Raw genomic sequence first — 20558 nt, forward strand, 5'->3', positions numbered from 1 at the left:
GGGTGAGCCCACTCCCACACCTGGCTTGCACGTCGATCCAGGTCAATGTTGCAGTCGCGACGCTGCCGTATACTTGCCGCCTGCCCACCGGAAGAGTTCCATGAATAACATCGACCCCGTCCTGTTCGAAGAATGGATGATGACCGGCCTGGTTACGATCCTGATCATTTTCATGGGCTTTATCGTCTGGGACCTGGCGAAAAAATCCAAGGCCGGGCGCTTTGGCTCGTTCATTCTGTTTTTCGTGCTGGGCCTGGGCGTGGCCGCGTTCATCATCAAGAGCGTGGTGATCGGCCTGATCGAGTCCGGCGCTTTATAAGCGCGCCGGCACGGCCTTCCATTGGCCTTGATCGAGGCCTTCGATCGACCAGTCCCCAATGCGCACGCGCACCAGGCGCAACGTCGGCAAACCCACCGCCGCGGTCATGCGCCGCACCTGGCGGTTACGCCCCTCCCGAATCACCAGTTCCAGCCAGTGTGTCGGCACGCTCTTGCGAAAGCGCACCGGCGGGTTGCGCGGCCATAACGCGGGCTCTTCCAACTGCCGCGCTTGGGCGGGCAAGGTCTTGCCGTCGTTAAGTTCGACGCCGTCGCGCAAGCGCTGCAACTGCTCTTCCGTCGGCTCGCCTTCCACTTGCACCCAGTAGGTTTTCGCCAGTTTGTGCTTGGGGTCGGCAATGCGCGCCTGCAACTGGCCGTCGTTGGTCAGCAACAACAGGCCTTCACTGTCACGGTCCAGGCGGCCGGCGGGGTAGATGCCGGGGATGTCGATAAAATCCTTGAGGGTAGCGCGCCCGCCTTCGTCGCTGAATTGGGTCAGCACGTCAAAAGGCTTGTTGAACAGGATCAGCTTGGGCTCGGCCGGTGGCGCCTTGGCGACACGACGCGCAGCGGAATGCGGAGGTTTCACACCGGGGCGGCGCGAATCAGGGCGAGTAGGACGGGACATGGCAAAGGAACATCTAACGGTCAGGACCGACAATGCTAGTGGCCTGACCGTTAAATAACCATCCCAACCGCTTAGCGGAACGGCGGTTCGTCGAAGCTGCGCAGTTTGCGCGAGTGCAGCGAGTTGAGTTCGGTGCGCAGCAGGTCCACCGCCTCGATGCCGATTTTCAAGTGCTGGCTGACCGCGCGCTCATAGAACGCGTTGGCCGAACCCGGCAACTTGATCTCACTGTGCAGCGGTTTATCCGAGACACACAGCAAGGTGCCGTAGGGCACACGCAAACGGTAGCCCTGGGCTGCGATGGTGCCGCTTTCCATGTCCACGGCGACGGCGCGAGACAGGTTGATCAGCGGCCGTTCCTGAGCCCAGCGCAGTTCCCAGTTGCGGTCGTCGTAGGTCAGCACAGTGCCGGTGCGCAGGCGTTTTTTCAGCTCTTCGCCTTTTTCGCCGGTGACGTTCGCCGCGGCCTGCTGCAAGGCCATCTGCACTTCGGCCAAGGCCGGGATCGGAATGTTCGGCGGCACCACACGGTCGAGGATCCCGTCGCGACGCATATAGGCGTGGGCCAGTACGTAGTCGCCGATGGTTTGCGATTGGCGCAGGCCGCCACAGTGGCCGATCATCAGCCAGCAATGCGGGCGCAGCACGGCGAGGTGGTCGGTGATGTTCTTGGCGTTGGACGGGCCCACGCCGATGTTCACCAGGGTCACGCCATGGCCGTCGCTGGCCTGCAGGTGGTAGGCCGGCATCTGGTAGCGATGCCAGACCACGCCCGCCGCGATGGCCGACGCTTCGCCGTGGTCCATGCTCTTGTCGATGACCACGTTGCCCGGCAGCACCATGCGGATAAACCGCGGGTCGCTGCGCAATTGCTCCAGGCCATGCACGATGAACTGGTCAACGTAGCGGTGGTAGTTGGTCAGCAGAATCCACGGCTGCACATGGCGCCAGTCGCTGCCGGTGTAGTGCACCAGGCGGCGCAGGGAAAAGTCCACGCGGGCCGCATCGAACAGCGCCAGGGGCAGCGGGTCGGTGTTTTCCCAGTCGTAGAGGCCATCGGCGATGCCGTCGGTGGCGGCCGACAGGTCGGTACTGGGAAACACACGTGCCAGGGTCGCAGCGGTCACGCCGGAACCGGCCAATTCATCGCCCTGCTCCACTACGTACGGGTACGGAATGTTCTGCTGGCTGACGCCCACTTCCACCGTCACGGTGAAGTCGTGCATCAAGGGCACCAGTTGCTCAAGCAGATACTTACGGAACGCTGCCGGATGGGTGACGGTAACGCTGTAGGTCCCCGGCAATTGCACCTTGGCATAGGCCCGGGTGGTCTGTGGGACTTCGCCGTGGCAGTGGTAGGTCAGGCGCAGTTCCGGGTAGCGAAACAAGGCGCGTTGTGCGGCGTCGGGTTCGACGCGGTCCTTGAGGTATTGCTTGAGGGCCTGATTGAGTGCGCCGGTAGCGCGCTCATGCAGAGCCGCCAGCCGATCCACGGCTTCTTCGGCGGTTTGAACGACAACAAAAGCTTCGGTCACGGTAAGCATCCTGTGTTCTGACGTGCAGGCCTTTATCTTGCCTGTATCCCCGCCTCACTGAAACAGCGGCGTTGGATTGCGCTCGATAATGTGGGACGGCGCTCGCCACCGATTGCAGCGCGTCCGCCGGCCACGCGTTCGATGACTTACCGAGCCTCCTCTCACATCTGAACAGCGTCTACAGGGATGAATGAGGGGTGGAGCGCGCGACGATGGCTTCCACGTCAACACCACGCGGCAAGGTGCCATACACGCGCCCGGAGGACGCTCCCAACCGGCTGGCAATAAACCCATCACTGACCGCCGCATTCCCTGCTTCCAGCAGCAATTTGGCCTGGAGTGCCACCGCAATATCTTCGGTCAGTTGCCGCGCACGGTACTGAATATCCTGAGTGTCCATAAACGCCGTTTTAAGCTGCTCGATATGCTGCGCCAACTGTCTGTCGCCATGGCCAGTGCCGAGCTCGACAAACAACGCCTCCAGCACGCCCGGCTCCTTGGACAGGGCGCGCAGCACGTCCAGGCACTGCACATTGCCCGAACCTTCCCACGTTGAATTCACCGGTGCCTCACGGTACAGGCGCGGCAGGATGCTGTCCTCCACGTAGCCGGCCCCCCCCATGCACTCGGCGGCTTCGTTGATCATCGCCGGCGCGCGCTTGCAGATCCAATACTTGCCCACCGCGGTGACCAGCCGGGCGAACTTGGCCTGCTGCTCATCACCCAGGTGATCCAGGGCAAGCCCCATGCGCATGCTCAAGGCCAGGGACGCTTCGCTTTCCAGCGCCAGGTCGGCCAGCACGTTCTGCATCAACGGCTGTTCGCTGAGGACGCGGCCGCCGACCGAACGATGGGCACAATGATGGCTGGCCTGGGTCAGCGCCTGACGCATCAAGGCGCTGGAGCCGACCATGCAATCGAAACGGGTCATGGCGACCATCTCGATGATGGTTGGCACGCCACGGCCTTCTTCACCGATCATCCAGGCCACAGCGCCGCGAAACTCCACTTCGCTGGAGGCGTTGGAGCAGTTGCCGAGCTTGTTCTTCAGGCGCTGGATGTAGAACGCGTTGCGTGTGTCATCCGGGCGGTGCCGGGGCAGCAGGAAACAGCTCAGGCCTTTGTCGGTCTGCGCCAGGGTCAGGAACGCATCGCACATCGGTGCCGAACAGAACCACTTGTGACCCACCAGTTCATACGCCTGACCAGGGCCGCCCGCCCCCACCGGGTAGGCGCGGGTGGTGTTGGCGCGCACATCGGTGCCGCCTTGTTTCTCGGTCATGGCCATGCCGATAGTGGCACCGGCCTTGTGGGCGATGCCGACATTGCGCGGGTCGTAGTCGGTGCTGAGTATCTTCGGCAACCAGGTCTTTGCCAGGTCCAGTTGCAGGCGCAAGGCCGGGACGCAGGCGAAGGTCATGGTCAACGGACAACCGCTGCCGGCTTCGGCCTGGCTGTGCAGATACGTCAGCGCGGCGCGGGCCACATGGGCGCCGGATTGCGGGTGGGCCCAGGGCAGCGACGGCAGACCGTGTTCGACGGCGGTGCGCATCAACTCGTGGTAAGCGGGATGGAATTCCACCAGGTCGATGCGATGGCCGTAGCGGTCATGGCTGTTGAACACCGGTTTGTTCTGGTTCGCCAAAAAACCCGCCGCCATCAAGGGCCCGCCGGCCAGGGCGCCGTAGGCATCGATCCGCGCTTCTGCCCAGCCGCCACCAAAGCGGCGTGACCACTCTTGCAGGGGCAGGTCGATGCGGTAGAGGTTGGTACCGTCCAGGGACGGGGGCTGATTGGTGACGTCGTGGGTTTCGGCAAACTGATGCAGGTTCATGACGGGCCTCCTGGAAAAAAGGCCCGTTTGGTCGAGGCCTGAATTTCAGTTAAGCACCGTCACCTTGCTTAAAAAAGTGGCATACCCGCCGAATGCCCGGCGCTTTCGCCCTCAGCGAGACCCAACACCCGGCGCTGCAATACCGCCTGCAATGCTTCAAAACGGACGGGCCTGGCAAGGCGGTCGGAGACGCCGATGCCAAGGCAGTGTTCGCGCTCCGGCACCTTCAGCGAGGCGCTCACAGCGATCACCGGCAGCTCACCGCAGCCAGGCAACGCGCGAATCTGACAGCACAACGAGAAACCACCTTCGGGCATGTCCAACAGTACGGCGTCGAAGGTGCCCCCCTGCAGCGCTGCCAGGGCATTCGCAGCGCTGTCGACGGTTTTGACCCGGTAACCGAGCCTTAGCAACATACCGCGCACCACCAGTTGGCCGACGCTGTTGTCGTCCACCAGCAGCACCGCGCAGTCCTGAGGCGCACGTCTGTCAGCCGGCGCCGCTTTGGGCTCGGATGGCACTGTTCGCACGAGCACCTCCAACTGGAAGCGACTGCCCTTGCCCGGCTCGGAGTGATGGGTCAGCCGCCCGCCCAGCAACTCGATCAACTGCCGGCAGATGGCCAGGCCGATACCCAGGCCGCCGTATTCGCGGGTAGTGGAGCCATCAAGCTGGAAAAAACGCTGGTACAAGGTGGCCTCGTCGAGGGAGGCAAAGCCGATACCGGTGTCGGTCACAATAAAACTCAGGCGCACGCCCCCATCACTCTGCGGCACACCCACGACCCGCAGGCGCACCGCGCCTTCGTGGGTAAACTTCAACGCGTTGTCCAACAGGCAATCCAGGCACTGCAGCAGTTTGTCGGCGTCGCCACTCACACGGTCCGGCAGTTCCTCGGCCACATCGATGGAAAACGCCACGCCTTTGCTGTGGGCACCGGCATTGAATTGCTGGCGCAACGTGTCGAGCACGCCCCGCAGGCTGAACACCTTGGGTTGCGCACTCAGGCGGCCGGCCTGCAATTCGGTGAGGGTGAGGATGCCGTTGACCATGCGCATCATGTCCCGCGCCGAACCGGCGGCGGTTTGCTGGTACTGCGCCAGGTCCGTGTCCAGGGGCATGGTTTGCATCAGTTCCAGGGAGCCGATCACGCCGTTCATCGGGGTGCGCAGTTCGTGGGTCAGGGTGGCGAGGAATTCATCCTTGAGCCGGTTACTGCGGGCCAACTGCTGGTTGAGCACTTCAAGCTTCTGGCTCGCGTCGAACAGGATCTGCGCCTGTTGCTCGCGCATCGCGTTGATGCGGTCGGCCAGGGCCAGGGACAGCAGCGCCACTTCGATCGCTGAACCGATCTGGCTGGCGTACATCGTGAGGAATACATTGGGCAGGTAGCCCAGCACCATCAGCGTGTTGACCACCCCACCCAAGAGGAACGCCGACCAGGCAATAATGAAATAGCGTGCCACCCGCTGGCCGCAATACCAGGCCTTGATGGCCGCAATAAAGATGGTCACGGTGAACACCAGCGCCAGCCCGGTAGCCAGGCGCAGCGCCAGGGCGTAGCTGGTCATCAACGACAGCAACATCACCACCGCGCCGCAGGCCACCAACCCCAGCAATAAACGATTGATCCACCGGCTGTGCTGCGCGGTGTGCAGAAAACTGCGCGCAAACAAGCTGCCAAACAACGCCGAGGCACCAATCAGGAACGGCGTCGCGGCATTCGCCCACCAGGGGTTGTTCGGCCAGAAGTACTCCACTGCCGCGCCATTGACCGACAACTGGTACATACCGAACGAGGCAATATAGAAGATGTAATAGAGGTAGCTGGTGTCGCGCACGCTGAGGTAGATGAACAGGTTGTACACCAGCATCCCCAGCAACACGCCGTAGATCAGACCCAGAACATAGAGGCGCAGCGGCTGTTGTTCGAGGTAGGCGGTGCTGGACCAGAGGGTCAGCGGGGCCTGGATCGAGCCTTCGCTTTGCAGGCGCAGGTAGACGGTTTTCGCCTCGCCGGGGGCGAAGTCGAGCTTGAACAGGTAATTGTTCTGGCGGATCTCTCGGGCCGAAAACGGCAACGCATCCCCCGTGTGCCCAGCCAGGCGATAGGTGCCGGCGCTGTCGGGCAGGTACAGGTCGAGGTGATCCAGCGGCGGGTAAGCCAGCTCCAGCAACCAGGTGCGCTGAGCGTCAGGCGCGTGCGGCAGGTATTGCAGGTTGACCTTGAGCCAGAACACCGAGCGTGAGTAACCAGCGTTGAGGGTGTCTTTATCGTGGGGTTTGAACTGGCGGGCGGCGGACGGCGTGCTGACATCGGCGATGGTGAGCGCGTCGGTCGGGTCTTCGAGCACTTGCATGGCTCGGCCCAGCGGCAGGCTGCGTGTGTCCTGGTTGAACTCGATGGCGCTGGCGAGCAGCGGCAGCCCGCACAACAATAAAATCAGCAAATAGCGCATAGAGCCCCAGCGTGGCCTGTCCGGTTATGTCAAAAGCCCCCCATTCCTTTTGAGAAGACGTACACCGGCGATACAGTTAAGTTGTTTGGATCCACTTTAGCATAGCCGGTAAAGGCCATTAGACACCATTGAAGAATTTCCAGGACAGCTCTAGGGCAACGCTTTCAGCCTGCTTTACCGATTAATCCCTGCTCAAAAAACGCTGCGTTCCGCTTAAAATTCACCTCTCGCCCGACGGCCACGCAAAAAGCGTTTGGTGGTAAGCTCGCGCACCATGAATATCTACAGCTCTCGCCCCGTTGTCCTCTGTCTCTCCGGCCATGATCCCAGTGGTGGCGCCGGCTTGCAGGCAGATATCGAAGCCCTGCTCGCCCAGGGTTGCCATGCGGCGCCTGCCGTCACTGCGCTGACGGTGCAGAACACCGTCAACGTCAGCGATTTCCGTGTGCTCGACCGCGAATGGGTATTGGCCCAGGCCAATGCCGTGCTTGGCGACTCCGAAGTGGCGGCGGTCAAGCTGGGCATGCTCGGCTCCACCGCGATGGTCGACACCGTGGTCGAACTGCTGCAGGCGCACCCGCACCTGCCCGTGGTGTGCGACCCGGTGCTGCGGGCCGGCGGCGGCGGCAGCCTGGGCAAGGACGAGGTGGGCTACGCGATGCGCGAGCGGTTGTTGCCGCTGTCGCTGATCGCCACCCCCAACCTGCCCGAAGCCCGCATCCTCGCCGAACTGCCCGAGGGCACGGCGGACGAATGTGCCGAGAAACTGCTGCCGTTTATCAAGCACCTGTTGATCACCGGCGGCCATGGCGACGAGCATCAAGTGCACAACCGCCTGTATAGCCGCGACGGCACGCGCCAGACCTTTACCTGCCAGCGCCTGCCAGGCAGCTATCACGGTTCGGGCTGCACGCTGGCCAGCGCACTGGCCGGGCGGATCGCTCAGGGCGAAGGCCTGGTCAGCGCGGTGCAATCGGCGCTCAACTACACTTGGCGCACCCTGCGTGACGCCGAACAACTCGGCCAGGGCCAATTCGTGCCTCGCCGGCTGCCGCTGGATTTCTGCGCTTAATACCAAGGGGCCTGCACGATGAAACTACGTGGCCTTTACGCCATTACCGACAGCCAACTGTTGGCCGGCAAATTCCTCGCCTACGTCGAAGCGGCGCTGGAGGGTGGCGTGACCCTGCTGCAATACCGTGACAAAAGCAGCGACGAAGCCCGCCGTCTGCGTGAAGCGGAAAAACTGCACGAACTGTGCTCGCGCTATAAAACCCAACTGATCATCAACGACGACGCCGAATTGGCCGCGCGCCTGGGCGTCGGCGTGCACCTGGGCCAGACCGACGGCCCGCTGGCGCCGGTCCGCGCCTTGCTCGGCCGAAAAGCGATCATCGGCGCCACCTGCCACAGCCAGATCGAGCTGGCCGAGCAGGCCGCGCGCGAAGGCGCCAGCTACGTGGCATTCGGGCGCTTCTTCAACTCCACCACCAAGCCCGGCGCCCCGGCCGCCACCGTCGAAATGCTGGCCGAGGCCCGCACGCGCCTGCACGTACCGATCTGCGTGATCGGCGGTGTCACCCTGGAAAACGCCGCCCCACTGGTGGCCCACGGCGCCGACCTGCTCGCGGTCGTACACGGCCTATTCGGTGCAGACACCACCCAGGAAGTGACACGCCGCGCCCGTGCCTTCAACGACCTTCTTAAAAATTCAGTTTAGAGAGCCCGATCATGTCTCGTTCCGAAACCCTGTTTGCCGATGCCCAGAAGCACATCCCCGGCGGTGTGAACTCCCCCGTGCGTGCGTTCAAAAGCGTCGGCGGCACGCCGTTGTTTTTCAAGCACGCCGAAGGCGCCTACGTCACCGATGAAGATGACAAGCGCTACGTCGACTACGTGGGCTCCTGGGGCCCGATGATCCTCGGCCACAGCCACCCGGACGTACTGGACGCCGTGCGCAAACAACTGGAACACGGCTTGTCCTACGGCGCACCGACCGCCATGGAAACCGAGATGGCGGACCTCGTGTGCGCGATCGTGCCGTCCATGGAGATGGTGCGCATGGTCAGCTCCGGCACCGAAGCCACCATGAGTGCGATCCGCCTGGCCCGTGGCTTTACCGGTCGCGACAGCATCATTAAGTTCGAAGGCTGCTACCACGGCCACTCCGACAGCCTGTTGGTCAAAGCCGGCTCCGGCCTGCTGACCCAGGGCGTGCCGAGCTCGGCCGGTGTACCGGCGGCGTTTGCCAAACACACCCTCACCCTGCCGTTCAACGACATCGCCGCCGTCGAGCAGATGCTCAACGAAGTCGGCCAGGACGTGGCGTGCATCATCGTTGAGCCGGTGGCCGGTAACATGAACTGCGTACCGCCGGCGCCGGGCTTCCTCGAAGGCCTGCGCGAGCAGTGCGACAAACATGGCGTGGTGCTGATTTTCGACGAAGTGATGACCGGTTTCCGCGTAGCCCTCGGCGGCGCCCAGGCGCATTACGGCGTCACACCCGACCTGAGCACCTTCGGCAAGATCATCGGCGGCGGCATGCCGGTGGGCTGCTTCGGCGGCAAGCGCGAGATCATGCAACACATCGCGCCGCTGGGCCCGGTGTACCAGGCCGGCACGTTGTCCGGTAACCCGCTGGCCATGGCCGCCGGCTTGACCACCCTGCGCCTGATCAGCCGCCCCGGCTTCCACGCCGAGCTGACCGACTACACCACGCGCCTGCTCGACGGCCTGCAACAGCGCGCGGATGCCGCCGGTATCCCGTTCGTCACCACCCAGGCGGGCGGCATGTTCGGCCTGTACTTCAGCGGTGCCGACGACATCGTTACCTTCGATGACGTGATGGGCAGTAACGCCGACCTGTTCAAACGCTTCTTCCACCTGATGCTCGAAGGGGGTGTTTATCTGGCGCCGAGCGCCTTCGAAGCCGGTTTTACCTCGATCGCCCATGGCGATGCAGAGCTGAAACTGACCCTGGACGCTGCCGAACGCGCCTTCGCGGCCTTGAAGTAACGGGCATAAAAAATCTGACGTCGCCCCTGGCGGCGTCAGATTTGCTACTTTGCTTACAGATATTTCCTACTTTTCTAGAGAAATAACCTGCAATCCAGCAGATAACTTGCCTACGCAGCAGAAAAACGAGTAAAGACTTTGTAAGCAGGGGCCTGCTTATTTCATAATGCGCGCTTATTGGATCCCACGAGGATCCGCGTGCCCCGTCAGAGGTAAGTCGATTCCCATGAAACGCACCGGCCGCACCCTGGTACTGGGCTGCCTGTTGCTCCTTCAGCCGCTGCTGGCACATGCACAAGCAGGCGGCAACTCGTTGTTAATCCCAGCGATGGGTCGTTGCACCCTCAATACCCAGCCAGACAGCCAGGCCGAAGCCCTGAGCGCGTGCCAGAAACAGGCTGAAGCTGGGGATGCGCAGGCGCAATACGAGTTGGGCGAGTACTACCACGACAGCAAAAACCCTGACCGCGACCTCAACAAGGCCCTGAGTTTCTTCGAGAAAGCCTCGTTGCAGGGGCACGCCCAGGCGCAATTCCAGCTCGGCACCATGTTTTTCAAAGGTGAAGGCGTTCCGGCCAATAACGTTCAGGCGTACATCGTGCTGAAAATGGCCGCGGTCAACGGCGCCGAAGACGCGCTGGACACCGCCGACGAAGTCGCCGAGCACATGCAGCGCGATGAGTTGGAAGTGGCGACTCAGGTCCTGGGCCAGATCTTCCGCAACTACCTGCAGGAATTGCAGAGCGCCGATGGGCGTTCGCCCTTCTCACCCCTGCCCTGATTCTTCAGTGCTTTTGAAGCCTATTCGGCGCGACGCGGTTTAACGCCTTACTTCTCAGGCATCGGCATCGGAAACGGCATGACATTGCTCACGCCCCGCGCTTCGCTGATCTTGGGCGTGCCCAGACGCTCCACTTCGTCGATGCGCACAATCGAATGCATCGGCACAAAACTGCGCACAACGCCTTCGAATTGAGCCTTGAGCTTTTCCTCGCCCGGGTCGACGACCAACTGGGTGCGCTCGCCAAAGACGAACTCTTCCACCTCCAGGAAGCCCCACAGATCACTTTGATAGATCTGCTTGGCGTACATTTCGAACACCTGGCCCTGGTTGAGGAAAATCACCTTGTAGATTGGAGCTTCACGTTTGGTCATGGTGGGCGAGCAACACATCGCGGATATAAAAGAGGGCGCGAACTATAGCATGGCACCCGATGCACAGCGCTAGGAACCAATGGGCATGCCCCCTATAATGCGCGGTTCTTTACCACCAGTTGACGATTCCCATGGCCAAGAAGCTTTATATCGAAACCCACGGTTGCCAGATGAACGAGTACGACAGCTCGCGCATGGTCGATCTGCTGGGCGAACACCAGGCCCTGGAAGTCACCGCCCGTGCCGAAGATGCCGACGTGATCCTGCTCAATACCTGCTCGATCCGCGAACGGGCCCAGGACCGTGTGTACTCGCAACTGGGGCGCTGGCGTGAATTGAAACTGGCCAACCCGGACATGGTGATCGCTGTCGGCGGTTGCGTGGCCAGCCAGGAAGGCGCGGCCATCCGCGACCGGGCACCGTATGTCGACGTGGTCTTCGGCCCGCAAACCCTGCACCGCCTGCCGGAAATGATCGACGCCGCGCGCATCACCAAACTGCCGCAGGTGGACGTGTCGTTCCCCGAAATCGAAAAATTCGACCATTTGCCCGAGCCCCGTATCGATGGGCCAAGCGCCTACGTCTCGGTGATGGAAGGCTGCAGCAAGTACTGCACCTTTTGCGTGGTGCCCTACACCCGTGGCGAAGAGGTCAGTCGGCCATTTGACGACGTTATGTCGGAAATCATCCACCTGGCGGAAAACGGCGTACGTGAAGTCACTCTGCTCGGGCAGAACGTCAACGGCTATCGCGGCCAGACCCACGACGGGCGCCTGGCCGACCTGGCGGAGTTGATCCGCGTGGTGGCGGCCGTGGACGGTATCGAGCGCATTCGCTACACCACCTCGCACCCGCTGGAGTTCTCCGACAGCCTGATCCAGGCCCACGCCGAGGTGCCGGAGCTGGTCAAACACCTGCACTTGCCGGTGCAATCGGGCTCGGACCGCATCCTGTCTGCGATGAAACGCAACCACACCGCCCTGGAATACAAATCCAAACTGCGCAAATTGCGCGCAGCGGTGCCGGGGATTTGCATCAGTTCGGACTTTATCGTGGGCTTTCCCGGCGAAACCGAGAAAGACTTCCAGCAGACCATGAAGCTGATTGAAGACGTCGGTTTCGACTTCTCCTATTCGTTCGTCTACAGCCAGCGCCCAGGCACACCGGCCGCCGACCTGCTGGACGAAACACCCGAAGCGCTGAAAAAAGAGCGCCTCAACGCGCTACAGCATCGGCTGAACCAACAAGGCTTTGAGATCAGCCGACAAATGGTCGGTTCGATTCAGCGCATCCTGGTGACCGATTACTCGAAAAAAGACCCCGGCGAATTGCAGGGTCGTACCGAGAACAACCGGATCGTCAACTTTCGCTGCGACAATCCAACGCTGATCGGCCAGTTCGCCGATGTGCATATCGATGCGGCGCAACCGCACTCGTTGCGCGGGTCGTTGATAAATTGATCGTTCGGTCCCGATGAAGATCAAAGTGTGGGAGCGGACTTGCTCGCGCCCACATCGGAGCGGTGCAGCATTCCGGTGACGTAAGTGCTTTCGTACCCGCGCCACTGGCGTTATTCTCTCTTTCACCTCAACTGCCAAAGGGCGGCTAAAAGCGACCTTGAACGCACCCATAGTAGAACCCCATCGTTTCATCCTCGAGCCGTTTGAGGCTCGCCGTTTCGCCAACCTGTGCGGACAGTTCGACGAGCACCTGCGCCTGATCGAACAACGCCTGAGCATCGAGATCCGCAATCGCGGCAATCAGTTCGAGCTCATTGGTGAACCCCAACACACCACGTCGGCAGAAAACCTGCTGCGCCGCCTTTATCGCGAGACCAAGGGCAGTGAACTGTCGCCCGAAACGGTGCACCTGTACCTGCAGGAGTCCGCGGTGGAAGACCTGGCCAACAACCCTGTGGCCGAAGCCAGCGTGGCCCTGCGCACCAAAAAAGGCATGATTCGCCCGCGCGGCTTGAATCAGCAGCGCTACGTCAAAGAAATCCTCGGCAACGACATCAACTTCGGCATCGGCCCGGCCGGTACCGGCAAGACCTACCTGGCCGTGGCCTGTGCGGTGGACGCGCTGGAGCGCGAGCAAGTGCGGCGCATCCTGCTGGTGCGCCCGGCGGTTGAAGCCGGTGAAAAACTCGGTTTCCTGCCCGGCGACCTGGCACAGAAGATCGACCCGTACCTGCGCCCGCTCTACGACGCGCTCTACGAGATGCTCGGTTTTGAGTACGTGGCCAAACTGATCGAGCGCCAGGTGATCGAGATCGCTCCGCTGGCCTATATGCGCGGCCGAACGCTGAACAACAGTTTCATCATCCTCGACGAAAGCCAGAACACCACCGTCGAGCAGATGAAAATGTTCCTGACCCGTATCGGTTTCGGCTCCACCGCCGTGATCACCGGTGACGTCACCCAGGTCGACTTGCCCAAGGGCACCAAGTCCGGCCTGGCCCAGGTGATCGAGGTGCTCAAGGACGTGCCGGGTATCAGCTTTACGCACTTCATGCCCAAGGACGTGGTCCGCCACCCGCTGGTGCAGCGTATCGTCGAAGCCTACGAGCGCTTCGACCACCGCGATGACGCGCCGGCCAAGGACGTTCGCCGCGATGCTTGAGCTAGACCTGCAACTGGCCACCGAAGCCCCCGCCCCCAGCGAAGAGCAGTTCCGTCAATGGTGCGCCCTGGCCCTGCGCCAGCGCAGCGCCGACTCGGAACTGACCATTCGTCTGGTGGACGAACCCGAAGGCCGCGAACTGAACCACACCTGGCGCCAGAAAGACTACGCGACCAATGTACTGTCGTTTCCCGCCGACGTCCCCGATGAATTGCTTGATATCCCGTTGCTGGGGGATCTGGTGATCTGCGTCCAAGTGGTCGAGCGTGAAGCCAAGGAACAGGGCAAGGCGCTTGAGGCTCACTGGGCCCATCTGGTTATCCACGGCTGCTTGCATCTCTTGGGTTACGACCATATAGACGATGACGAAGCCGAGGAAATGGAAACACTGGAACAAACGTTGCTTGCCGAACTGGGTCACCCTGATCCTTATGCAGACGACCAAACCGACCCTACACCTAACTGAAACAACAAAGGATTTAGAGTAATCGCTATGAGCGAAGACCGATCGAGCAACGGGCAAAAGTCATGGCTGGGTAAACTGACCCAGGCTTTTGCCCACGAGCCGAAAAACCGCCAGGAGCTGCTTGAGCTGCTGCGTGAGGCTCATCAGAACAAGTTGCTGGACAGCGAAGCGCTGGCCATCGTCGAGGGCGCCATCCAGGTGGCTGACCTGCAGGTACGGGACATCATGGTCCCACGCTCGCAAATGATCAGCATCAAGGCGACCCAGACCCCACGGGAATTCCTCCCGGCCGTGATCGACTCGGCGCACTCGCGCTACCCGGTGATCGGTGAAAGCCATGACGACGTCATGGGTGTCCTGTTGGCCAAGGACCTGCTGCCGCTGATCCTCAAAGAGAACGGTGACAGCTTCAACATAAAGGACCTGCTGCGTCCGGCCACCTTCGTGCCCGAATCCAAGCGCCTGAATGTACTGCTGCGCGAATTCCGCGCCAACCACAACCACATGGCCATCGTGATCGACGAATATGGCGGCGTGGCGGGTCTGGTGACCATCGAAGACGTACTGGAACAGATCGTCGGCGACATCGAAGACGAGCACGACGTCGAAGAAGACAGCTACATCAAGCCGCTGCCAAGCGGAGACTTTCTGATCAAGGCGCTGACGCCGATCGAGAACTTCAACGAGTTCTTCGACAGCGAATTCTCCGACGACGAGTTCGACACCGTCGGCGGCCTGGTGATGAACGCGTTTGGTCACTTGCCTAAACGTAACGAAACCACCGAGATCGGCCCTTATCGCTTCCGCATCCTCAATGCGGACAGCCGCAGGATCCATCTGATTCGCCTGACACCTATTGCCCGCTAAGGACTGACATGCGCCGTTTGATCGCACCCGGCTGGCCCGGTAATCTGCTGGCCGTGGCGGCCGGCGCCATCACCACCCTGGCGCTGGCGCCATTCGATCTGTGGCCGTTTGCACTGGTGGCCGTCGGCCTGTTTTACCTGGGACTGCGGCACCTGAGCCCGCGTCAGGCCCTGGGCCGTGGCTGGTGTTTCGGGTTCGGCCTGTTTGGCGCCGGTACCAGCTGGATCTATTACAGCATCCACCACTTTGGCGGCGCTTCGGTGCTGCTGGCGGGCTTTTTGATGCTGCTGTTCACCGCCGCCATCGCCTGGTTCTTCGCCTTGCCTGCCTGGCTGTGGGCGCGCTGGCTGCGCCGCAATGAAGCGCCGTTGGCCGATGCGCTGACATTTGCCGCATTGTGGGTCGGCCAGGAAGCCTTTCGCGGCTGGTTCCTCACTGGTTTCCCCTGGCTGTACTCCGGTTACAGCCAACTCGACGGCCCCCTGACCGGCCTGGCGCCCGTCGGCGGCATGTGGCTGATTTCGTTTGCCCTGGCACTCACGGCCGCTCTGCTGTGCAACCTGCCGCGCCTGCTGGCCGGCAAGCGCAACGCATTTATCGGTGCGGGCCTGGTGCTGCTGGTTGCGCCGTGGGCCGTCGGCCTGGCACTCAAGCACCACGCCTGGACCACGCCCGCCGGCGCGCCGCTCAGCGTGGCCGCCATTCAGGGCAACGTTGAACAAAGCATGAAGTGGGACCCGCAGCAGCTCAATGCGCAACTGGCGCTGTACCGCGACATGAGCTTCAGCTCCAAGCCTGTCGACCTGCTGGTCTGGCCGGAAACCGCGGTGCCGGTGCTCAAGGAGTCGGTGGAAGGCTACCTGGGCATGATGGGCAAGTTCGCCGCCGACCGGCACACGGCACTGATCACCGGCGTGCCGATCCGCCAGGAAGTGCATCACCAGAAACGCTACTTCAACGGCATCACCGTGGTGGGCGAAGGCGACGGTACGTACCTCAAGCAGAAACTGGTGCCATTTGGTGAGTACGTGCCGCTGCAAGACATGCTGCGCGGATTGATTGCCTTCTTCGACCTGCCGATGTCCGACTTCGCCCGTGGCCCCGCCGATCAGCCGATGCTACAGGCCAAGGGCTATCAGATCGCGCCGTTCATTTGCTACGAAGTGGTGTACCCGGAATTCGCCGCCGGCCTCTCGGCCCAGAGCGACCTGCTGCTGACCATCAGCAACGACACCTGGTTCGGTCGCTCCATCGGTCCCTTGCAGCACTTGCAGATGGCGCAGATGCGTGCGCTGGAGGCCGGCCGCTGGATGATCCGAGCCACCAACAACGGCGTGACCGCGCTGATCAACCCGTTCGGGCAGATCAGCGTACAGATCCCGCAATTCGAACGTGGCATTTTGTACGGCGAAGTCGTGCCGATGCACAACCTCACGCCCTACCTGCAATGGCGCTCGTGGCCGTTGATCATCGTCTGCCTGGGGTTGTTCGGCTGGGCACTGCTGGCTGGCCGGATGGCCAAAACCGTCTGATCAACATCAGGCGGCGGCTGTGGCAGGCGGTGTTACCGGTAGAACAACCGATACCCCACCTGCCCAACCGCCTCGTTGATCAATTGCCCGCTCTGCCATACCGACTTGAACTCCGGCATCCAGCCGCCCAAAGGCCGGGCGTTGTCCACGCCCAGAAAGCCCACCGGCGCCGGCACCACCGTGAAGCCCGCCTTTTCAAAGCTCCATACCGAACGCGGCATGTGCCAGGCCTGAGTGACCACCACCACGCGCGTGACACCCTCGGGCAACAAAATCTCGGCACTCATTCGGGCGTTTTCCCAGGTGGTGCGGCTGCGCTCTTCCTTCCAGCGCACCGTCACGCCAAAGTCATCCTGCATCGACACCGCCATCAACTGCGCCTCGCTGGGCGGCGTGCCGTAGTGCAATCCTCCCGTGGTGAGCACCGGCAGGCCGGAGGCCTTGGCCAGCCTCGCGGCGTAACGCTGGCGCTCCAGGCCGATACCGGTGGGCTGGTCGCTGCCCCAGGCCGGGTCACCGCGCTCCCGCCCAGAGCCCAACACCACAATGGCATCAGCGTGCTGGGCCAGGGTGGACCAATCTTCACGGGCCAGTGGCGGCTCAGTCTCCAGGGCACGCGCGCCCCATTCCACCATCACCGGCAGGCTGATCAGCCACATGCCGCCCAACCCTACGGCGAAGCAGCAAGCGGCCAGACGAGGACGGCTGCGACGAAACCACCAGGCAAGCGCCAGCAACAGCAAGAAGATGCCGGGGGGCAGGAGCAGTTGTTTAATGAAATAACGAATAGGCATCGGGCATCTCCACAGATGCCCGAAGCCTAAGGTGTAACGGGGTTTAACGACAATCTTTACGGTGATTCAACGCACGGGTTTCGCTGCGCGGGGAGCGAACTACTTGCCGCGGGCAGACCGGCGTGTTTCCGCGCCCCGACCGACCGGCCAGTCCTTGAGCCATACCACCTTGGCCGAGTGCGTAGTCTCCCTGGCTGGCGGGGCTGCCGCCACGGGAGGCGCACTGCGCGTGTTGCGTTCCAGGTAAGCCTTGATCAACTCCAGTTCTGCGCGGCTCAACCCACGCAATTCCAACTCAACGGACCGTTCATCACGCAATCGGTCCGCTGTCCTCGCTGCATCCAATGCACGACCCAATCGGTCGATCAGTCCTTCGTAGATTTCCGGTTTCGTTGCGGTTCGCTGCGATTCAACCATCCCCTCACCTCATTGAAGAAAGACTTGCTCCCCAATAAACAGCGTAGCCCCCGTGGCTACGCCTGCCCGGCGCCGCGACAGACGGCCTCGACCGCGCAATCAGGGTTTCCCTCGATAGAGTGGGGTCATGTATGCTACGGCGCTTCCTGTAACTCCACTTCCCGCAGGGTTTGGGCACGGACGCGCCGCTTTTTGGTGTCGATTTGCCCGGACAGTGCTCCGAAGAGGATTAGGCCACCCCTATTCAGTTCAAAAGTAGCCATGCACGAACAATATCAGCCCCGTGAAATAGAAAATGCCGCCCAAACCTTCTGGGACGAGCAAAAGTCCTTTGAAGTCAGTGAACAGCCAGGCAAGGAGACATTCTACTGCCTGTCGATGTTCCCTTACCCCAGCGGCAAGCTACACATGGGGCACGTGCGCAACTACACCATCGGTGACGTGATTTCCCGCTACCAGCGCATGCAAGGCAAGAACGTCCTGCAACCCATGGGTTGGGACGCCTTCGGCATGCCGGCGGAAAACGCCGCGATGAAAAACAACGTGGCCCCCGCCAAGTGGACCTACGAAAACATCGCCTACATGAAGACCCAGCTGCGCAGCCTGGGCCTGGCGGTGGACTGGTCCCGCGAAGTGACCACCTGCAAGCCGGATTACTACCGTTGGGAACAATGGCTGTTCACTCGCCTGTTCGAAAAAGGTGTGATCTACAAAAAGAGCGGCACCGTGAACTGGGACCCGGTCGACCAGACCGTACTGGCCAACGAGCAGGTGATCGACGGTCGCGGCTGGCGTTCCGGCGCGCTGATCGAAAAGCGCGAAATCCCGATGTATTACTTCAAGATCACCGCGTATGCCGATGAGCTCCTGTCGAGCCTCGATGATCTGCCGGGCTGGCCTGAACAGGTCAAGACCATGCAGCGCAACTGGATCGGCAAATCCAAGGGCATGGAAGTGCAGTTCCCGTACAACGTCGACTCCATCGGCGTTGCAGGCGCACTCAAAGTCTTCACCACCCGTCCGGACACCCTGATGGGCGCGACCTACGTCGCCGTGGCTGCCGAGCACCCACTGGCCACCCAGGCCGCACAGAACAACCCTGAGCTGCAGGCGTTCATCGCTGAATGCAAAGGCGGCAGCGTGGCCGAAGCCGACGTCGCCACCCAGGAGAAAAAAGGCCTGCCAACCGGGCTGTTCGTCGAGCACCCGCTGACCGGTGAAAAACTGCCGGTATGGGTCGCAAACTACGTGTTGATGCACTACGGCGATGGCGCGGTAATGGCCGTGCCGGCCCACGACGAGCGCGATTTCGAATTCGCCACCAAATACGACCTGCCGATCAAATCGGTGGTGCGCACCAGCTCGGGCGACACCCACCCGGCCCCGTGGCAAGACGCCTACGGTGAGCACGGCACGCTGATCAACTCCGGCGAATTCGACGGCCTGGACTTCGTCGGTGCCTTCGACGCCATCGAAGTGGCACTGATCAAAAAGAACCTCGGCGCTTCGCGCACCCAGTTCCGCCTGCGCGACTGGGGCATCAGCCGTCAGCGCTACTGGGGCTGCCCGATCCCGATCATTCACTGCGCCACCTGCGGTGACGTGCCGGTCCCCGAAGACCAATTGCCGGTCGTGCTGCCGGAAGACGTGGTGCCGGACGGCGCCGGTTCGCCGCTGGCGCGCATGCCTGAGTTCTACGAGTGCAGTTGCCCGAAATGCGGCGCGCCGGCCAAGCGTGAAACCGACACCATGGACACCTTCGTCGAGTCCTCGTGGTACTACGCGCGCTACGCCTCGCCGCACTACGAGGGTGGCCTGGTCGAGAAATCCGCGGCCGACCACTGGTTGCCGGTGGATCAGTACATCGGCGGCATCGAACACGCCATTCTTCACCTGCTGTACGCGCGTTTCTTCCACAAGCTGATGCGCGACGAAGGCCTGGTGAGCTCCGACGAACCGTTCAAGAACCTGCTGACCCAGGGCATGGTGATCGCCGAGACCTACTATCGCCGCGAAGCCAATGGCGCCTACACCTGGTTCAACCCGGCGGATGTCGAACTCGAGCGCGACAGCAAAGCCAAGGTCATCAGCGCCAAGCTGATCGCCGACGGCCTGCCGGTTGAGATCGGCGGCACCGAGAAGATGGCCAAGTCCAAGAACAATGGTGTCGACCCGCAGTCGATGATCGATCAGTTTGGCGCCGACACCTGCCGCCTGTTCATGATGTTCGCCTCGCCGCCTGATATGAGCGCCGAATGGTCCGACTCCGGCGTCGAAGGCTCGCACCGCTTCCTCAAGCGCGTCTGGCGCCTGGCCCATGCCCATGTCAGCCAGGGCTTGCCGGGCAAGCTGGACGTGGCCAGCCTGAACGACGAACAGAAAGCCATTCGCCGCAGCACCCACCTGGCCATCAAGCAAGCCAGCCAGGACGTGGGCCAGAACCACAAGTTCAACACCGCCATCGCTCAGGTCATGACGCTGATGAACGTGCTGGAAAAAGCCCCGCAGGTCACCGAACAGGACCGTGCGCTGGTACAGGAAGGCCTGGAAACGGTCACTCTGCTGCTGGCCCCGATCACGCCGCACATCAGCCACGAACTGTGGAGCCGCCTTGGCCACAGCGACGCGGTCATCGATGCGCGCTGGCCGGTACAGGATGACAGCGCCCTGGTACAGGACACGCTGCAACTGGTCATCCAGGTCAACGGTAAACTGCGCGGCCAGATCGACATGCCCGCCAGCGCCAGCCGTGAAGAAGTCGAAGCCGCCGCCCGCATCAATGAAAACGTGCTGCGCTTCACCGAAGGCCTGACGATCCGCAAAGTGATCGTGGTGCCTGGCAAACTGGTCAACATCGTCGCTAGCTAATCGGATCGGGCGCGGGGCTTGAGCCCTGCGCCGAATAAAGCCTTC

The 20558-nt window shown here is 62.0% G+C and carries 18 protein-coding genes; 11 read left to right on the forward strand and 7 right to left on the reverse strand.

Going from position 1 to position 20558, the window contains the following annotated elements:
* The first annotated feature begins 109 nt into the window (after positions 1-109).
* Positions 110-319, forward strand: coding sequence for a DUF2788 domain-containing protein (locus PSH59_RS22470; RefSeq protein WP_049713471.1), 210 nt, complete (start codon positions 110-112; stop codon positions 317-319).
* On the opposite strand, the gene PSH59_RS22475 is transcribed toward PSH59_RS22470, so the two are convergent.
* The 4 genes from PSH59_RS22475 to PSH59_RS22490 all read right to left on the reverse strand — a co-directional run bounded on the left by PSH59_RS22475 (position 314) and on the right by PSH59_RS22490 (position 6777).
* Positions 314-949, reverse strand: a complete 636-nt coding sequence (locus PSH59_RS22475; protein ID WP_248078486.1) for a pseudouridine synthase — start codon at positions 947-949, stop codon at positions 314-316. The two genes, PSH59_RS22470 and PSH59_RS22475, sit on opposite strands and share 6 nt — an antisense overlap.
* A 71-nt stretch (positions 950-1020) precedes the next feature.
* Positions 1021-2493, reverse strand: coding sequence for an AMP nucleosidase (gene amn / locus PSH59_RS22480; RefSeq protein WP_248078489.1), 1473 nt, complete (start codon positions 2491-2493; stop codon positions 1021-1023).
* A 169-nt stretch (positions 2494-2662) separates the two neighbouring features.
* A complete protein-coding gene (locus PSH59_RS22485; RefSeq protein ID WP_305393706.1) occupies positions 2663-4318 on the reverse strand; it encodes an acyl-CoA dehydrogenase family protein in 1656 nt (551 codons plus the stop codon).
* 68 nt (positions 4319-4386) lie between these two features.
* Positions 4387-6777: a hybrid sensor histidine kinase/response regulator gene (locus tag PSH59_RS22490; protein ID WP_305393707.1), complete on the reverse strand. Its 2391-nt coding sequence runs from the start codon at positions 6775-6777 to the stop codon at positions 4387-4389.
* Positions 6778-7051: 274 nt separating this feature from the next.
* On the opposite strand from PSH59_RS22490, the gene PSH59_RS22495 reads away from it, so the two are divergent.
* The 4 genes from PSH59_RS22495 to PSH59_RS22510 all read left to right on the forward strand — a co-directional run bounded on the left by PSH59_RS22495 (position 7052) and on the right by PSH59_RS22510 (position 10573).
* The gene (locus tag PSH59_RS22495) at positions 7052-7849 is read left to right on the forward strand and encodes a hydroxymethylpyrimidine/phosphomethylpyrimidine kinase (RefSeq protein WP_248078494.1); all 798 of its coding nucleotides are present in this window, start codon (positions 7052-7054) and stop codon (positions 7847-7849) included.
* Between the two features lie 18 nt (positions 7850-7867).
* Positions 7868-8497, forward strand: coding sequence for a thiamine phosphate synthase (gene thiE, locus PSH59_RS22500; protein WP_248078496.1), 630 nt, complete (start codon positions 7868-7870; stop codon positions 8495-8497).
* A gap of 11 nt (positions 8498-8508) precedes the next feature.
* Positions 8509-9792 (forward strand): glutamate-1-semialdehyde 2,1-aminomutase, encoded by a 1284-nt coding sequence (gene hemL, locus PSH59_RS22505; RefSeq protein WP_248078498.1) that lies wholly within the window; start codon positions 8509-8511, stop codon positions 9790-9792.
* 226 nt (positions 9793-10018) lie between these two features.
* Entirely contained in the window at positions 10019-10573 is a 555-nt protein-coding gene (locus PSH59_RS22510) for a tetratricopeptide repeat protein (RefSeq protein WP_248078501.1), read from the forward strand.
* Between the two features lie 47 nt (positions 10574-10620).
* Here the strand turns inward: PSH59_RS22510 and PSH59_RS22515 are convergent, their stop codons facing one another.
* A complete protein-coding gene (locus PSH59_RS22515; protein WP_003236992.1) occupies positions 10621-10947 on the reverse strand; it encodes a DUF1820 family protein in 327 nt (108 codons plus the stop codon).
* Positions 10948-11078: 131 nt separating this feature from the next.
* Here PSH59_RS22515 and miaB point away from each other — a divergent pair, with 131 nt between their 5' ends.
* From miaB to lnt, 5 genes are all read left to right on the forward strand, one after another.
* Complete coding sequence (gene miaB / locus PSH59_RS22520; RefSeq protein ID WP_305393708.1) at positions 11079-12407, forward strand: tRNA (N6-isopentenyl adenosine(37)-C2)-methylthiotransferase MiaB; 1329 nt, start codon at positions 11079-11081, stop codon at positions 12405-12407.
* A 157-nt stretch (positions 12408-12564) separates the two neighbouring features.
* Entirely contained in the window at positions 12565-13569 is a 1005-nt protein-coding gene (locus tag PSH59_RS22525; protein ID WP_248078522.1) for a PhoH family protein, read from the forward strand.
* Complete coding sequence (ybeY, locus tag PSH59_RS22530; RefSeq protein WP_305393709.1) at positions 13562-14035, forward strand: rRNA maturation RNase YbeY; 474 nt, start codon at positions 13562-13564, stop codon at positions 14033-14035. Before PSH59_RS22525 ends, ybeY begins: the two co-directional genes overlap by 8 nt.
* A 27-nt stretch (positions 14036-14062) precedes the next feature.
* Entirely contained in the window at positions 14063-14902 is an 840-nt protein-coding gene (locus PSH59_RS22535; protein ID WP_248078528.1) for an HlyC/CorC family transporter, read from the forward strand.
* Between the two features lie 8 nt (positions 14903-14910).
* Positions 14911-16434: an apolipoprotein N-acyltransferase gene (lnt, locus tag PSH59_RS22540; RefSeq protein WP_248078531.1), complete on the forward strand. Its 1524-nt coding sequence runs from the start codon at positions 14911-14913 to the stop codon at positions 16432-16434.
* Between the two features lie 32 nt (positions 16435-16466).
* Here lnt and PSH59_RS22545 read toward each other — a convergent pair whose 3' ends face one another.
* The gene (locus tag PSH59_RS22545) at positions 16467-17228 is read right to left on the reverse strand and encodes a YdcF family protein (RefSeq protein ID WP_305393710.1); all 762 of its coding nucleotides are present in this window, start codon (positions 17226-17228) and stop codon (positions 16467-16469) included.
* Between the two features lie 99 nt (positions 17229-17327).
* On the reverse strand, positions 17328-17645 hold the full coding sequence (locus PSH59_RS22550) for a hypothetical protein (protein ID WP_305393711.1): 318 nt from the start codon (positions 17643-17645) through the stop codon (positions 17328-17330).
* Positions 17646-17906: 261 nt separating this feature from the next.
* On the opposite strand from PSH59_RS22550, the gene leuS reads away from it, so the two are divergent.
* Positions 17907-20513 carry a leucine--tRNA ligase gene (gene leuS / locus PSH59_RS22555; RefSeq protein ID WP_305393712.1) on the forward strand — a complete coding sequence of 869 codons (2607 nt, stop codon included), beginning with the start codon at positions 17907-17909 and terminating at the stop codon, positions 20511-20513.
* The last annotated feature ends 45 nt before the right edge of the window (positions 20514-20558 follow it).

The organism is Pseudomonas sp. FP2309, from assembly GCF_030687575.1.
Classification (GTDB): Bacteria; Pseudomonadota; Gammaproteobacteria; order Pseudomonadales; family Pseudomonadaceae; genus Aquipseudomonas.